This is a genomic window from Nocardia niigatensis NBRC 100131 (genome assembly GCF_000308655.1).
GTDB classification, from domain to species: domain Bacteria; phylum Actinomycetota; class Actinomycetes; order Mycobacteriales; family Mycobacteriaceae; genus Nocardia; species Nocardia niigatensis.
This window is the reverse complement of the sequence record NZ_BAGC01000051.1, coordinates 1-13,774: the sequence shown is the minus strand read 5'-3', so window position 1 is coordinate 13,774 and position 13,774 is coordinate 1. Positions and strand designations below refer to the sequence as shown.

At 65.6% G+C, this 13,774-nt stretch carries 16 protein-coding genes and 2 pseudogenes; 8 read left to right on the top strand and 10 right to left on the bottom strand.

What is annotated here, in order from left to right; translation table 11 throughout:
* Positions 1-36: 36 nt before the first annotated feature.
* On the bottom strand, positions 37-357 hold the full coding sequence (locus tag ON33_RS24240) for a hypothetical protein (protein ID WP_040861378.1): 321 nt from the start codon (positions 355-357) through the stop codon (positions 37-39).
* 611 nt (positions 358-968) lie between these two features.
* A complete protein-coding gene (locus ON33_RS24235) occupies positions 969-1,391 on the bottom strand; it encodes an Hsp20/alpha crystallin family protein (protein ID WP_083869263.1) in 423 nt (140 codons plus the stop codon).
* A 145-nt stretch (positions 1,392-1,536) separates the two neighbouring features.
* On the opposite strand from ON33_RS24235, the gene ON33_RS24230 reads away from it, so the two are divergent.
* Complete coding sequence (locus ON33_RS24230; protein ID WP_040861376.1) at positions 1,537-1,893, top strand: MerR family transcriptional regulator; 357 nt, start codon at positions 1,537-1,539, stop codon at positions 1,891-1,893.
* A 66-nt stretch (positions 1,894-1,959) separates the two neighbouring features.
* The gene (locus ON33_RS24225; RefSeq protein ID WP_040861375.1) at positions 1,960-2,151 is read left to right on the top strand and encodes a hypothetical protein; all 192 of its coding nucleotides are present in this window, start codon (positions 1,960-1,962) and stop codon (positions 2,149-2,151) included.
* Between the two features lie 713 nt (positions 2,152-2,864).
* Here ON33_RS24225 and ON33_RS24220 read toward each other — a convergent pair.
* Together ON33_RS24220 and ON33_RS41575 are read right to left on the bottom strand one after the other, a co-directional pair.
* Positions 2,865-3,104 carry a hypothetical protein gene (locus ON33_RS24220; RefSeq protein ID WP_040861374.1) on the bottom strand — a complete coding sequence of 80 codons (240 nt, stop codon included), beginning with the start codon at positions 3,102-3,104 and terminating at the stop codon, positions 2,865-2,867.
* Positions 3,105-3,159: 55 nt separating this feature from the next.
* Positions 3,160-3,300 (bottom strand): hypothetical protein, encoded by a 141-nt coding sequence (locus ON33_RS41575; RefSeq protein WP_157184702.1) that lies wholly within the window; start codon positions 3,298-3,300, stop codon positions 3,160-3,162.
* Between the two features lie 306 nt (positions 3,301-3,606).
* Between ON33_RS41575 and ON33_RS38510 the strand changes: the two genes are divergently transcribed.
* Positions 3,607-3,852 carry a three-helix bundle dimerization domain-containing protein gene (locus ON33_RS38510; protein WP_157184701.1) on the top strand — a complete coding sequence of 82 codons (246 nt, stop codon included), beginning with the start codon at positions 3,607-3,609 and terminating at the stop codon, positions 3,850-3,852.
* Between the two features lie 233 nt (positions 3,853-4,085).
* On the opposite strand, the pseudogene ON33_RS24210 reads toward ON33_RS38510, so the two are convergent.
* Positions 4,086-5,153: pseudogene (locus ON33_RS24210) on the bottom strand (RNA polymerase sigma factor); the annotation flags it as partial.
* Between the two features lie 488 nt (positions 5,154-5,641).
* Here ON33_RS24210 and ON33_RS24205 point away from each other — a divergent pair.
* Positions 5,642-5,845 carry a cold-shock protein gene (locus ON33_RS24205; protein ID WP_040861373.1) on the top strand — a complete coding sequence of 68 codons (204 nt, stop codon included), beginning with the start codon at positions 5,642-5,644 and terminating at the stop codon, positions 5,843-5,845.
* Positions 5,846-6,362: 517 nt separating this feature from the next.
* Here the strand turns inward: ON33_RS24205 and ON33_RS24200 are convergent.
* The 3 genes from ON33_RS24200 to ON33_RS24190 form a co-directional block, all read right to left on the bottom strand.
* On the bottom strand, positions 6,363-6,998 hold the full coding sequence (locus tag ON33_RS24200; protein WP_040861372.1) for a LysE family translocator: 636 nt from the start codon (positions 6,996-6,998) through the stop codon (positions 6,363-6,365).
* Positions 6,999-7,556: 558 nt separating this feature from the next.
* On the bottom strand, positions 7,557-7,817 hold the full coding sequence (locus ON33_RS24195) for a hypothetical protein (RefSeq protein WP_157184700.1): 261 nt from the start codon (positions 7,815-7,817) through the stop codon (positions 7,557-7,559).
* 260 nt (positions 7,818-8,077) lie between these two features.
* On the bottom strand, positions 8,078-8,521 hold the full coding sequence (locus tag ON33_RS24190) for a MarR family winged helix-turn-helix transcriptional regulator (RefSeq protein ID WP_040861370.1): 444 nt from the start codon (positions 8,519-8,521) through the stop codon (positions 8,078-8,080).
* A 114-nt stretch (positions 8,522-8,635) separates the two neighbouring features.
* Here ON33_RS24190 and ON33_RS24185 point away from each other — a divergent pair, with 114 nt between their 5' ends.
* The gene (locus tag ON33_RS24185) at positions 8,636-9,763 is read left to right on the top strand and encodes an NADH:flavin oxidoreductase (RefSeq protein WP_040861369.1); all 1,128 of its coding nucleotides are present in this window, start codon (positions 8,636-8,638) and stop codon (positions 9,761-9,763) included.
* A gap of 408 nt (positions 9,764-10,171) precedes the next feature.
* On the opposite strand, the gene ON33_RS24180 is transcribed toward ON33_RS24185, so the two are convergent.
* Positions 10,172-11,026, bottom strand: coding sequence for a class I SAM-dependent methyltransferase (locus ON33_RS24180; protein WP_245550688.1), 855 nt, complete (start codon positions 11,024-11,026; stop codon positions 10,172-10,174).
* A 160-nt stretch (positions 11,027-11,186) separates the two neighbouring features.
* Positions 11,187-12,041 (bottom strand): SDR family oxidoreductase, encoded by an 855-nt coding sequence (locus ON33_RS24175; protein ID WP_040861367.1) that lies wholly within the window; start codon positions 12,039-12,041, stop codon positions 11,187-11,189.
* An 80-nt stretch (positions 12,042-12,121) separates the two neighbouring features.
* On the opposite strand from ON33_RS24175, the gene ON33_RS24170 reads away from it, so the two are divergent.
* The 3 genes and pseudogenes from ON33_RS24170 to ON33_RS42860 all read left to right on the top strand — a co-directional run.
* Positions 12,122-12,547 (top strand): MarR family winged helix-turn-helix transcriptional regulator, encoded by a 426-nt coding sequence (locus ON33_RS24170; RefSeq protein ID WP_040861410.1) that lies wholly within the window; start codon positions 12,122-12,124, stop codon positions 12,545-12,547.
* 452 nt (positions 12,548-12,999) lie between these two features.
* Positions 13,000-13,527: a hypothetical protein gene (locus tag ON33_RS24165; protein ID WP_051152730.1), complete on the top strand. Its 528-nt coding sequence runs from the start codon at positions 13,000-13,002 to the stop codon at positions 13,525-13,527.
* A gap of 5 nt (positions 13,528-13,532) precedes the next feature.
* Positions 13,533-13,774 (top strand): annotated as a pseudogene (locus ON33_RS42860) (SRPBCC family protein); the annotation flags it as partial.

Genomic DNA, 13,774 nt, shown 5'->3' with positions numbered 1-13,774 from the left:
GGCAAGAGCCTGTCGGGTTGTGGCCGCGTGACCGGGTCACGGCGTGTGGTGGCGCCACCGCGGCCGACGTTGTCGCACGCGGCGCGGACGGTGCGACGGGAGGAGTGGGGTCATGTGGGCGCGGGTGTAGGGCACGACGCGGGCGGCTTCGGGGCCGCTGCCGATGTCTGCGGCGGTGAACAGTGCGGCGGAGTCGAAGGCGGCGCGCACCCGTTCGGCCAGCGGTTGCAGCGCGGTCGTGTCCAGGCCGAGATCGCGATCGGCCTCGCGCACCAGGCGGGCTTGCTCGACGCTGTCGGTGCCGGCCGGGATGGTGGTCGTGATGTCACCATGGCGGTGTCCTTCCTCCCAACTCATCGGGTGGGCAGTGGAAGGGGCCGGGTGAGCCCGGAAGATGTCAGCTGACCGGGCTCACCCGTCGACGGAAGGTATCTGACGCAGTGTTGTGAAAGATCCCACGTGGGGGCGGGAACGACGCGCCTTGCCTGCGATGCCACCTCGAGTGGCTGTGCACGCCCGTCCTGAGAGTCTCGGACCGGGGACTGGTGCCGGCTACAGGCTCAGGGGGTCGACGCGCCCGGCCTCCCGTGCGGGAACGGTTGTGCTGTTGAGGGACAGGCATCACCTCCTCGAACGCTCACGATCTCGGATTCGGACCGACACAGCGCCCCGGGCTCGGGGGACCGCGCGGAGCCGGTGGGATCGGGCCCGGGCTGCGGCCGTGCAGGCGGGCGAGCCGCCCCGCGCGCCCCCGCCAGGACCGGCGCGACCGCGGCGCCGGGTGCAGTCCCGGTCGCGGGGCACCGGGTGCGGCAGCGCGTAGGGCCTCCTCGACCGCGGCGAACAACTCCTCGAGGTCGGGATCCAGCGCAAGCAGCCGCGCATCGAGCCACGAGGCTTCCGTGGCGCTGGTGCTGGTCGGTGCAGTCATCACCGGACCCCCATCGTCGCCGTGCGGGATCCGGGGGTCAGGCGTCGATGGCCTGGCGGTCGGGCTCGGCGCGGGTGATCTCGATCTTGCGGGGTTTGGCCTTCTCCGCGACCGGAATCGACAGGCGCAGCACGCCGTCGCGGTAGTCGGCGCGAATCGCGTCGGTGTCGAGGTTGTCGCCCAGGAACAACTGGCGAGAGAACACGCCGCGGGTGCGTTCCGCGGCGATCATCGACCGGCCCGGATCCAGTTCCGGGCGTGAGGCCTTCACGGTCACCACATTGCGTTCGACATCCAGGTCGAGTGAGTCCGGGTCGATGCCGGGCAGATCGAATTCGACGAAGAACTCCTCGCCCTCGCGCCAGGCGTCCATCGGCATCACCGCCGGCCGTGCCGGCGTGCCGAACACCGCCTGCGTCAGGCGATCCAGGTCACGGAAGGGATCGGTACGCATCAGCATGGTCGCCACCTCCCATTCACTCCATTCTCGATAGAAGGGAAATCAGATAACTTGTGTCATCTGGCTTAGATTTGTTTTAGCACTCTACCGAGAAGAGTGCAAGCATAGCTGTGAGGTAATCTGGGGAGAATGAGAGAGGAGTCCGATGCTGCAGGATCGACACGACCACTACCCGCCCGATCACCGGCCCGGTCGGGGGCAGGCGGTGTACGGGATCTCGGTGGCCGCCGAGTTGGCCGGGATGGGAGCGCATTCGCTGCGCCTTTATGAGCAGCACGGGCTGCTCACCCCGGCCCGCAGCTCGGGTGGCACCCGCCGCTACAGCGACGACGACCTGGCGCGGCTGGCGCGTATCGCCGCCCTGGCCGGGCAGGGGATCAACCTGGTCGCGATCGCGCGGATCCTCGACCTCGAGGACGCCAACACCGAGTTGCGCGACACCAACGCCGCGCTCACCGCCGAACGTGACCAGCTCCGCAGCCACCACCGCAGCTGCTCGTGACCGCCATCGCGTGCCGCTCACGGCCGTCGGTCACCAGGATCGAGATGCTCGAGCAGATCCCGGCTGGTGCTCGGCGACAATGCCCGCGATGTCGACACCTTGCACCAGATCGAGAAGATCCAGCAGCAGCACCAGGTCGTGCTCGCCTCGGCCGAGGCCATCTCCGGCCGCTCGAGCACCGACGTCACGGGGTTGCGGCAAACCCTCGCCCAACTCGGCTACCCCACCGTGGCGAAGGCCACCGCGGTGGGGAAATAGTCTCCGGCCTCACCGGTCTTCGCCGCGCGTGCGTCCCAGGGCGGGTCGCTCTCCCGGGCGTCACGAACGGATCAGCGTGGTTCGCGCTGTGCGAATTTCAGGAATTCCGATCATTCGTGCGGCGAGCAGGAACACCGCTGTCCCGACAGTAGCTCCCGCGGCGAGGGTGATGAGCAGCGGTGGCTGGACGAGGAAGGGGGCCCGCGACTTCATGTACGGCGACGAGGAGGAGAACTAAGATCCCTGACTTCTGCTGGGGCCTGCTGAGGTGAGTCAGTCAGATGTCTCGCCAGAAAGAGCGAGTCATTACTGCGGTGCGGGGTTGTTGTCTGATCTTGGACGTTGGCCGCTCGTCAGCGACCTCGTGAATGCGCGACATTCGGCGGCAGCAAATGTCTCTGGGCAGCTGTCGGTCTCGCCGCCGGCCGCACCGCGCTGACCGATTCGGACACCGCGGGCAACTGAGGAGGTTCGCTCCGGTGGTCGCGGTCGCCACCGCCGCTGAACGACGAAAAGCTCTCGAGAACACTGTATCTCGGAGCCTGACACCGATATGACAGGAAAGTCAGCGCTCATGTCCTCGACCGTATTGCCGCAGAACGCGCACTCGTAGGACTGCATCAGCCGATCCTCGCCCTGATTTATCGCTCATCGGCGATCGAGTGCGCCCTCGATGAACTTCATTGGGATCGGGAGGACCGTACAGCGGCAGGTCAAGCGTTGTCGTCCGGTGCGCGGCGTCCGAGGAGGAAGTATGCGACGGGGAGGGCGCCTATCGAGTTCACCAGCACGATCGAGGTTGCCCATACGCGTTTGGAGCCGCGGATCTGCTCGGGCGGCCGTCGGAGCAGATCCAGCAGGGCCGCGATCTTCGCGATGCCGTCGATCACGCCGGCGCCCACGATCAGCCTGCGAGTGCGCACGTTCAGATCTTTCCACTGCTTTCGGGCCATCTCCGATTCTCCTTCTTCGGCTCGAGGTGTCGATTTGCATGCGTAGGGTCGCTGGTCAGCGTGCCATTCGGAGTGTCTGCGGGGCCGAGCTGGTTTCGGTGTACATCACCCGGTGCCACCAAGAGTCCAAGGGGCTGGGGTCGGGCCAGATTACCGAGTTCCGGCCGATGGCGGGCTGGGCGGTGGTGTCGCTCATGCGATTCTCCTGATGCGCAGGAACATTCCGGAAGTGGCAGCGGCTACGCTGGCGCTGCCTGATCCAAGATCGCCCGCCACGCTGGCTCACCACAGGGGCCGAAAGTCAGCTGTCGGGGCCCCGAAGGGCACATCACTGTTCCCGCAACCTTGCCGTCGGTCCTGGATGCAGTGCACAACCGTTGGTGGCCAAGGCAAATCGGGAGGAGCCTTTCGGCCCTGCCGTGGCGTCGACGCACACTGCAGCCTGGTAGCCGTGATCATGGTTCTCGATACCACGCCGTCGCGACACACGATGAATCCCGGAATGTACGAGCAGACGGTGAGGCGGCTATGCGCGGAGTTCGGCGGCGAGGTTTCGCGGCGGCAGGTGGAATCGGTACTGCGCAGGTGCCTGACCGACCTGGCGGGCAGTCCGGTCGGCGCGATGCCGGAGCTGAGCGAACGCCTGGCCAGGCAGCGATTGGCGGACGAGCTCGACGTCGGCGTCCTGCTGCCGGTCGCGTGGACCTACACGGGCGCACCGCGACCGGCCTCGAACCGCGTGGCCTGAGCAAAGCCGCTGTGCTGGTTCAAGTTTCGACGGCCAGCAACTGGCTTCTCGGCGATGCTGCGCTCCATCGAGACGGCCGCGGGCATGTAATTATGTTGTCGGACATCAGGATTGGTGGATGCCTCCCGGCGCGCGTACCAGGCGTTCACCGACCGGCCTCCCGGATTGGGCCGCGAGACAAATGCGGCAGGGTCCGCTGCTGACCTTCAACCGTCCGCAGGACCATCACCCCTCTATTCGAGGTAGTCGTGGAGCAACTGTGAGCGCGATGGGTGACGGAGCTTCGACATCGTCTTCGACTCGATCTGCCGGATCCGCTCACGGGTGACGCCGTAGATCTTCCCTATGTCGTCGAGGGTTCGAGGCTGCCCGTCATCCAGGCCGTAACGCAGGCGCATGACGCCGGCTTCGCGCTCGCTGAGCGTGTCGAGGACCGCCCCCAACTGCTCCTGCAGCAGGGTGAACGCCACCGCCTCGACGGCTACGATGGCCTCGGCGTCTTCGATGAAATCGCCGAACTGGGTTGCGCCCTCGTCACCGATGGTCTGGTCCAACGAGATCGGTTCCCGTGCGATTTGCCGAATCTCGAGAACCTTCGCGGGTGTAATACCCAATTCCGCGGCAAGCTCTTCGTCTGTCGCCTCGCGGCCCAGCTGCTGAAACAGTTCGCGCTGTACACGCCCGAGCTTATTGATGATCTCCACCATGTGCACCGGGATGCGAATGGTGCGGGACTGGTCGGCCATGGCGCGAGAAATCGCCTGGCGAATCCACCATGTGGCATAGGTCGAGAACTTGAATCCTCTGCTGTAGTCGAACTTTTCGACCGCCCGCACCAGGCCCAGATTGCCCTCCTGGACCAGGTCGAGAAAGGCCATGCCGCGCCCGCTGTACCGCTTGGCGATCGACACCACCAGCCGCAGGTTCGCCTCGAGCAGATGATCTTTGGCCGCGATGCCGTCCTGCACGACCCAGGTCAGGTCTCGGCGACGTGCGACCGTGAGACCCGAGGGCCTGTAAGACTCGGCCCGCAGCTTCTCCGCCGCATACAGCCCGACCTCGATCCGGACCGCAAGATCGACCTCTTCGGCCGCGGAGAGCAGCGGAACTCGCCCGATCTGCTTCAGATACGCTCGCGTCGAATCACCACTGGCGGTGAGCTCGGCTTCCTTACGTGCCCGGCGCAGCGCCGGAGACTCGTCCTCATCCCAGATGCTGTCCGCAGCGTCATAGTGCCCCGCCAAGGCGGCAGTGGAGTCTTGGTCATTCGTTTCGCCTGCGGTCGTTGCCACATTCGCCTCTCCGAGAGATTCGGCCGGCATCGCGATTCGACAAGTTGGACCGCAGAGAGGCCTCGAGCGGCTCGGCAATCACCGGGACCAATGACCAGCGTACTGCTCAACAGGCGAGATGAGGCGACTACCGGCCCCAGCCCACACGTTCCTGTATCGCTTCGGCCGATCTGCCATGTGATCAGTACGCAGGACCGCCGTGCCGTCGGCGGTAGGGAGGGCACCGAACTGGACCGTCCACACCGCGAGCGCAGACCACCCGGACCGCCGGGAGCCGTTCGGAAAACGATCACCCAACCACGTGGCTGGTAGCAGGCGAAATCGTCTGCGGCGGTAGACCTTTCCGTGACCAGCCGTAGCGCGGGCCTAGCCGGGCATGGCCTTTGTGGCTATGCGATGCGCGCGATCGCGGAGCCTCATGGCATAGTATGGGATTGAGAACGGGCTTCTCACCAAGAATTTGCCCGGCTCACTACAGAGAAGAAGTTGTTTACAGCATGGCTCAAGGCAGTGTGAAATGGTTCAACGGTGAAAAAGGCTTCGGCTTCATCGCTCAGGACGGAGGCGGCCCGGACGTCTTCGTGCATTACTCGGCCGTGAGCGGCGCGGGTTACAAATCCCTCGACGAGGGTCAGCGTGTCGAGTTCTCGGTGGAGCAGGGCCAGAAGGGCCCTCAAGCCCAGGACGTCCGCGCCATCTGATTCAGCGCGACCTTTTATAAAGAGCTCCGCACCACAGGTGCGGAGCTTTTTCTTCGACCGCGTAAGGTTCGGCGCAGCGCGCCGGAACCCGTGGTTCGCCCTGGACACAGCCGGCCCAAACGCATGATTGCTGGTGGCCGAACCGCGCTCCGGGCAGATCGATATCGGTATTCCCCGGGTCATGGGTGTCGCGGCGCTCGATGGACTCATTCGACTTCACGTCTAGTCGGCGCTGCGCGAAATCGGCGAATGGCCCGCCTTGATCGAGCGAAGTGTCGGCTACGAGCATTCCGTGGGCGTCACCCGCTGGCCGGTGACCCACCGAACGGAACATAGCGGCCCTCATCGGCATAGCTGACGGCCACGTCCGGGCGGACGTCGACGACGGCCTCGGGCCCGAGCGCAGGATCTTGTGGTCAGTGCCCCGGGGCGAGGGCTCCGTATTCGTCGAGGGCGTTTTGCAGAGTGGCGTTGAGGGCCTGGAGTGCATCGGTCCCGTCGCCGTTCCTTGCGGTACCTAGTTGGTTCCGGCGAATGCCACGCTGGTCCCGACTCCGATGATCATCACGCCACCGGTAGTGCTGATCGCTTCGAGTCGACGTGGCGATCGCGCGAACCATGACCGCGCGGTGGCCGCCATCAACGCCCATGTGCCGTCCGAAAGCGCCTGGAGAACAAGGAAAATCACACCCAGTGTCAACAATTGCGCTGGCAGCGCGCCCGCATCGGGTGCCGCGAATTGCGGAAGCACCGCGCCGAAGAAGACCATCGTCTTCGGGTTCGTCGCACCCACGATGAATCCCTGTCGCAGCACGCGGTGGTTACCGGAGGCCGGAACATCGGCACCAAGCGCTGCAACCAGTTCCTTCCGTCGCCGAATCGTCGTGATACCCAGATAGATCAGGTACCCAGCTCCGATCAGCTTTACGAGAGTGAACAGCAACGCCGAGGCCATCAAGACAGCCCCCAGCCCCAGAGCCGCGCCTATGAGCGGTACCAGCGAGCCTGTCACACCACCGATGACCGACAGCACTGCGGGCCGCCGTCCCAACGTGAGTGCGCGCCCAACGGCGAACAGTACATTCGGCCCTGGAATGACAATGATGACGAACGCGGCGATGGCGAAACCAATCGCATGCGAGATCGGAACCATCCGCGAAGCCTAGTTCTGGTGGCCCTGTAAGCGGTCCGAAATGTCCTGGAACCGGCAGTTGCGGACGTTCTGCACCGCACCAGGTTCCGACCGCCGGCGCCTCGCACTGGCCGGTTCGGTCAGCGCGTTATGCGGCAGGAGAGTGCGCTGCCACGCGGACATGCACGGCCAACCCATCTGTTCTAAACGTTCACTACAGCTGAGGAATTGGCGCGAAATTGCCTTTCTACAGCGGATTGTGCGGGATTTGACCGGTCGCACGGCATTCGGCATGTGCGTGCGTTCCGCCGGCCTCGATCGCCAGGGCCAATTGATCTCCCACTGCGCCACACTGGCCGGTGCTCTCAGCGCGACCTGCGGCATGGAAAGACGTTCGGTGCTTCGGGTGTCTGGACATGAGGAACGTCCTCCTGATGCGCTTGTCGGGCTTGGTGTCCCATCGCAGGAGAACGTTCGAATGAGTAACGGTAGTTGAGGCCGCGCCGGTGGCAGCTAGGACGCTGTGGTGGGGCGGGATCGAGCGAAGTCGGCGATGGATGGCCTGCGTGCGAGGTCAGGTCAGCCGCAGGTGATGGGGGTGTTGCACGGGCGATCTGCGCTGCCGGTGAGGAGGTTGAGGAGGTTGATTGCGGCGCTGCCGCTGTCCGGGGTGTAGATCGGCTGGGCGACGGTCGGCTGGTCTGCGGGCGAGGCGAGTTCCAGGGGAACCCCGTCGGCTGACGTGGGGGAGGCGGCGGCGACCGCGGATCCCGCCGCGATCGCGGCGGCGGCAACCGTGGTCACCAGGCCGGCACGGAGAGCGGAGCGAACAGTAGTCATCGTGCGGAAACCCCTCTGTTGGAATGGAATGCGCTACCAACCATTCCAAGATCATTGTGCTGTAGCCAGCCACGGGTTCCGGTGCCCCGATCAGGAGGGGCACAACGTAATTCGAATACGTGACACCTCACGGAGCGCGCCCAGGACGATGATCCACTTGCCGTTGCCTCAACGATCGCTGTTGGTGGTCGCTGAGCCGACCGGGACAGTCCCCGCAGATGCGCCGAATAAAGCTCGGCTCCAATCACATTCGGTACGGGTCACTCGGGGCGGGCGGCCGACCGGGTGATGAACACCCGTTCCAACAAGGCGCACAGGTGGTTCTGCTCTTCGTCGCTGAGTCTGTTCAGCCCATCCCGGGTGGCATGCATCTTCGCTCGGATCGCGTCGGTGATCCGCTCACCCTCGGTCGTGATGATGAGGTTCGTGACGCGCCGGTCGGATGCGCTGGCCTCGCGGCGCACGAGCCCGCGCTTCTCGAGTCGGTCGATGATCCCGGTGACGTTGGAGGCGTCGCAGGCCATGATTTCGGCCAGGGCGCGCATCGCGACGGGCCCGCGGCGCAGCACGGTCAGGGTCTTGCCTTGGATCGCCGTGAGGTTCTCGCTCGCCGCCGCGAGCGTGAAGTCCCCGTAGTAGGCGCCGAGCGACAGCGAGAGCAACTCCATGAGCTGGGCGGTGTCGACGCGGGGAGCTGCTGCCATGGGACCAGCCTATCCGCAGATACTTGACTACCTCAAATATTTACCACTAGCGTCTGACCTATTGCTTGAAGTTCTCAACCATCGACATTGGCAAGTAACCACGAGGAGTACCCAGTGACCGTCACCGCCTCCGACGCCTCCCGAACGGCCCACCTGCTGTCCCAGCCCGTCGCACTGAACGGACTCACCGTTCCGAACCGCATCGTGATGGCGCCGATGACGCGCATGTTCTCCCCCGGCGGCGTTCCCGGCGAGGACGTGCGGTCCTACTATGCACGCCGCGCCGCCGCGGGCGTCGGCTTGATCGTCACCGAGGGCACCTACGTCGGCCACGATTCGGCCGGACAGAGCGATCGCGTACCGCGCTTCCACGGCGAGGACCAGTTGGCGGGATGGGCCAAGGTCGTCGAGGACGTGCACGCCGCGGGCGGCACGATCGTGCCACAGCTGTGGCACATCGGCATGGTCCGCAACCATGGCGAGCCGCCCTTCGCCGAGGCGCCCGCGGTCGGCCCCTCCGGCATTCGCCTCGACGGCACCGAAGGCACGGGCAAGGCGATGACCCAGCGCGACCTCGACGACGTGATCGGCGCCTTCGCGGAGGCAGCCGCGGCTGCCGAGCGCATCGGTTTCGACGGCGTCGAACTGCACGGCGCCCACGGCTATCTCCTCGACCAGTTCCTGTGGGAGCGCACCAACCGCCGCACCGACGCCTATGGTGGCGACGCCGTGGCCCGCACACAGTTCGCGGCCGAGATCGTCGCGGCGGTCCGCGCGGTCGTCTCCCCCGACTTCCCGGTGATCTTCCGCTACTCACAGTGGAAGCAAGAGGCCTACAACGCGCGCCTCGCCGAGACCCCGCAGCAACTCGAGGCAATCCTCGCACCGCTCGCCGCGGCCGGTGTCGACGCCTTCCACGCCTCCACCCGCCGCTACTGGCTCCCGGAATTCGAGGACTCGGACCTGAACCTGGCTGGCTGGACCAAAAAGCTCACCGGCAAAACAACGATCACCGTCGGTTCGGTCGGTCTCGACGGCGACTTCCTGCGCGCCTTCACCGGCGAGGGCGCCGCGCTAGGCAGCCTCGACAACCTCCTCGACCGCCTCGAACGCGACGAATTCGACCTGGTAGCAGTCGGCCGCGCGCTCCTCCAGGACCCGGAATGGGCCTCCAAAGTGCTTGCGGGACAGATCGACGAGCTGAAGCCATACGACGCGGCGGCATTGAAGACGCTGAGCTGACGGCCTGCTGGCTCGACCGCCGCACGAGCCAGCGGTCGAGTCCGAGTCGCGGCCGTTTCATCAGATGATCTGCGTACGTTGATCTTCCGATGCCTGCCTGCCGGTTCGGTCAGCGCGGTATGCGGCTGGAGAGTGCGTTGAAGCTGGAGGGTGGTCGGCGTTCCGGGTTGGCTGGATCACGCACGTTGCCAACGGAATTGGTCAGGATTCGCCGATTCGGAAGGGTTTGTGCGAGATAGGGCCAACCACTCGGATCTCGGCATTACGGTGCGTTCGTCCGTTCCTCGGATGGCAAGGGCCAGTTGATGTTCCGCCGCACTCACTGGCCGGTTCGGTCAGCGCGCCACGCGGCAGAAGCGGATGTTTATGGGCACGGTCAGTGCTGGCAATGGCGCGAAGTGGCGGCGGTCAGCTGCTGTGCAGGACGAAGAACAGGAAGTTCGGGCCGGTGGTGAGGGCTCGGTATTGCTCGGGGAACAGCTCGCGGGCGGCCGGGACCGGCTGCGGTTCGCAGATGAGCGAGATGTGAAAGCCAGCGGCGGTGAAGGCGTCGGTCATCGCGTGCAGTGGCCGCGCCCAGAAGCTCATCGGGACGGTCCTGTCGCCCAGGGTCCAGTTGAAGGTCCATTTGTAGGTTTCGAAGTAGTTGGGACTGCGTCCGGCCAGGCGTTGAACGCCGTAGGCCACAAAGGGATGGTCGACCGAGACGAGCAGTCGGCCGCCGGGGATCAGTACACGCCGCAGCTCGGTCAGCGTCGGTCCCCAGTCTTCCAGGTAGTGCAACACCAGGGACGCGACGACGTCGTCGAACGCTGCCGTGGAGAAGGGCAGCGGGCCGGCCAGGTCGGCGACCCGGAGATCCGCGTCAGCACCGAGGCGCTGTCGGGCCAGTTCCAGCATCCCGGTGCTCGCGTCGATGCCGGACACAATGGCCCCGCGATCGCGCAACGCCGCGGAAAGCGGGCCCGAGCCACAGCCGGCGTCGAGGATGCGTCTGCCCGCTACGTCCCCAGCGAGCTCCAGCATCGCGGGCCGTTCGTAATAGGCGTTGTAGAGGTTGGTCTCATTCTCGGCCGTGTACAGCTCGGCGAAGCTGTCATAGTCGTTCGCCCGAGCCGGATCAGTGGGAAGTGCACATTCTTCGGGGACCTGAGTCATGCGGCCATCCTGGCATGCCAAACCACGAGCCGATCCGCTCGTTGCGCGTGCAACGCGCGTGACCGAGCGGCCCGAGATGATCTCGGACCGTTGATCTTTCGTCACGCGACCTGGCCGCTTCGAACCGCGCGCCTCGCGGCGTATGGGTGTAGTTCGAAAACGGTGACCAGCGCGAGGAGGGTGCGTAGGTGTGGGCGACGCGATGAATTGATTATTCGCTCGCCCACATCCGGGTACGACGGGCCTGATTACGCGGTTGGGTGGTTCACCCGATCCAGGTGCTGGTCATCTCCTGCACTTTCGCGCCGTCGAGGTCGGCGAGTTTGACGGCGACGAAGTCTCGGGCGGTGTCGGAGGTCTGGACTCGGAACGGGAGGTCGCTGGCGTCGAGTGCTTCGACGATGGCCTGGGCCGTGGATTCGGGAGATTGGGCGTTGGCGAAGGCGTTCTCGGTGCGCTTGCGGTAGGCGGCCAGCGCGGCGGCATACGGTCCGGTCGCATTCGTGGCCAGTGCTTCTCGTCCACCGACGTTGGCGACGAATTCGCTTGCGACGGCACCGGGTTCGATGACGCTGACCGAGACGCCGGTCTGCGCGGCTACCGGGGCCAAGGCTTCCATGAAGCCCTCGACGGCGAACTTCGCGGCGCAGTATGCCTCGTTGAACGGCTGTCCGATGACCCCGCCGACACTGCTGACGGTCAGCACTCGTCCGCGTGTGGCGCGCAGCTGCGGCAGGGCGGCGCGGGTGACTTCGAGGACGCCGAAGAAGTTGACCTCCATGACGGCGCGGATCTCGCCGATGTCCTCCAGTTCGAGGGTGCCCAGGTGGCCGGCGCCCGCGTTGTTGATCAGTGCGTCGAGGTGGCCGTGGTCGTCGACGACGCCGGAGACACAGCGGTGGACGGAGGCCGGATCGGTGACGTCGAGCTGCCGGACCTCGACGTGGTCGGCGACGCCGTTGTGGCGGGCGAGTTCGACGAGTGCGGTCGAGCGCGCGGTGTCGCGCATGGTGGCGATTACCTGCCAGCCGGAGCGGGCGGCGTGGATGGCCGTGTGCAGTCCGATGCCGGTTGAGGTGCCGGTGATCAGGACGGTTTTCCGGTCGATGGACGGGCTCATGGGGTTCCTCCTGGCTATTGGTTATGAACCATAATCATAATACAACATAATTATTATGGGGTATCGCTATAGTGGAGGGCATGTCGAGCGAGCAGGAGCAGCGGGAACTGACGGCCGAGGTGGTGGGGCTGTTCGCCGCGATCAACCGCCGGTACGCCACCGAGGCGGAAGCAGCGGCCGGCGCCCATGGGTTGACGCCCATGCAGGCCAAAGCGCTACTGGCGGCGCAGGAACCGGTCGTGACCCGGCGGATCGCCGAACATCTGCACACCGAGCCGTCGAATGTCACCGCGCTCGTCGACAAATTGCAGACCCGGGGCCTGATCGAGCGCCGGGAGAATCCGAACGACCGTCGAGTGCGCCTGGTCGCGGCGACCGATCAGGGCAGACGCGTCGCCGAGGACCTGCAAGCCCGCATGCCCTTCGCCAGCCGGCCGCTGGCACGACTGACCAGCGAGCAACAACACCAACTCCGCACCCTGCTCACCATCCTGCTCGCAGACTGACCGGCAACCGATTAGCGGCCTCCGAAATACGCGACATTCGGCATGTGCGTGCGTTCGGCCGGCACCAGATCCCCGCAGCCCGTCAACAGTGACTCCAGCCAAGTGGCGTCGCCACGACAAGGCGGGTCGACAAAGCCACCCCATCGACCCGGCTGAGTGCCACGCCGCGGTGATGGCCTTGTGGCCGGCGATTTCCCGGCCGCGGTCCCAGGTCGGGGTTCGGCGTATCGGCGCGGGCAGGCTCGCACTCAGCACGGTGGGCGCGATAGTGCTCACCGCCGCCAACATCCGACCGTCACGTGACGTCAGATTCGATGGGTGGTTGCCGGGTATATGCCGAGTATGGCCATTCGCAATATGGCCTATCCCACTCATCAGGGTGTCGCGGCCCGACCTCTAACAACCTGGGGCCGTATCGGTGCTGCGGCAGCCGAGCAAGCAAGGAGTAGGCCATGAAAGATGGCGTAAGAATTGTGGTGGGGGTGGGGATCGGTTACGTGCTGGGACGCACGCGCAAGATGCGTTTTGCGTTGTCGCTTGCGGGTGCGGCGATGGCGAGGCGGAACACGGGGATGACCGCAGAGCTGCTAGAGCGCGGGACTTCGTTGCTCAAATCGTCGCCGGAGCTGGCGCAGCTCACCGACACGGTGCGCGGGGAGTTGCTGGGGGCGGTCCGCTCGGCCGCGGTGACTGCCACGAGCAACCGTCTCGATGCGCTCAGCGCCCGGCTAGAGCAGGGTTCGACACTCGTCGCCGACAGAGGCCCAGATGAGCGCGAAACGGATTCGCGTGAAACGGATTCGTACGAAGAAGAAGACGAGCGCAGGGGACGGCCCGCCGCGCGTGCGCGAGCCGGCAGCCAGGAATCGAGCTCTCGAAGCTCGCAGCGTCGCTCCGGTTCCACGGACCGTAAGTCGGTCTCCTCGGTCCGAGCCGGCGCCGACGCCGGCGAAGCGCCTGTGCGCCGCGTGAGGAGGTGAGGTCGATGCCGAAGACCGACGGACACCGTAAGGCGACCGCTCACACCATCGGCCGGGTCGCCGATACCGTGGGCCGTGCCGGGGCGACGGCAGGGAAAACCGCCACATCTGCCCCGACGGGTTTGCTGCAGCAATCGGTGCAGAACCTTGCCGGGACCGTGGCCGAACGCGCGGTAGCCGGTCTGGCGAACCGCGTATCGCGGACCACGGAACGGCTCAACGACTACGCAGACGGTAGTGGAGGCAA

Coding starts and splice junctions, on each gene's coding strand:
- ON33_RS24240 (WP_040861378.1), bottom strand. CDS start 357: ATGAGTTGGGAGGAAGGACACCGCCATGGTGACATCACGACCACCATC.
- ON33_RS24235 (WP_083869263.1), bottom strand. CDS start 1,391: ATGCTGATGCGTACCGATCCCTTCCGTGACCTGGATCGCCTGACGCAG.
- ON33_RS24230 (WP_040861376.1), top strand. CDS start 1,537: ATGCTGCAGGATCGACACGACCACTACCCGCCCGATCACCGGCCCGGT.
- ON33_RS24220 (WP_040861374.1), bottom strand. CDS start 3,104: ATGGCCCGAAAGCAGTGGAAAGATCTGAACGTGCGCACTCGCAGGCTG.
- ON33_RS41575 (WP_157184702.1), bottom strand. CDS start 3,300: ATGAGCGACACCACCGCCCAGCCCGCCATCGGCCGGAACTCGGTAATC.
- ON33_RS38510 (WP_157184701.1), top strand. CDS start 3,607: ATGTACGAGCAGACGGTGAGGCGGCTATGCGCGGAGTTCGGCGGCGAG.
- ON33_RS24205 (WP_040861373.1), top strand. CDS start 5,642: ATGGCTCAAGGCAGTGTGAAATGGTTCAACGGTGAAAAAGGCTTCGGC.
- ON33_RS24200 (WP_040861372.1), bottom strand. CDS start 6,998: ATGGTTCCGATCTCGCATGCGATTGGTTTCGCCATCGCCGCGTTCGTC.
- ON33_RS24195 (WP_157184700.1), bottom strand. CDS start 7,817: ATGACTACTGTTCGCTCCGCTCTCCGTGCCGGCCTGGTGACCACGGTT.
- ON33_RS24190 (WP_040861370.1), bottom strand. CDS start 8,521: ATGGCAGCAGCTCCCCGCGTCGACACCGCCCAGCTCATGGAGTTGCTC.
- ON33_RS24175 (WP_040861367.1), bottom strand. CDS start 12,041: ATGAGCCCGTCCATCGACCGGAAAACCGTCCTGATCACCGGCACCTCA.
- ON33_RS24170 (WP_040861410.1), top strand. CDS start 12,122: ATGTCGAGCGAGCAGGAGCAGCGGGAACTGACGGCCGAGGTGGTGGGG.
- ON33_RS24165 (WP_051152730.1), top strand. CDS start 13,000: ATGAAAGATGGCGTAAGAATTGTGGTGGGGGTGGGGATCGGTTACGTG.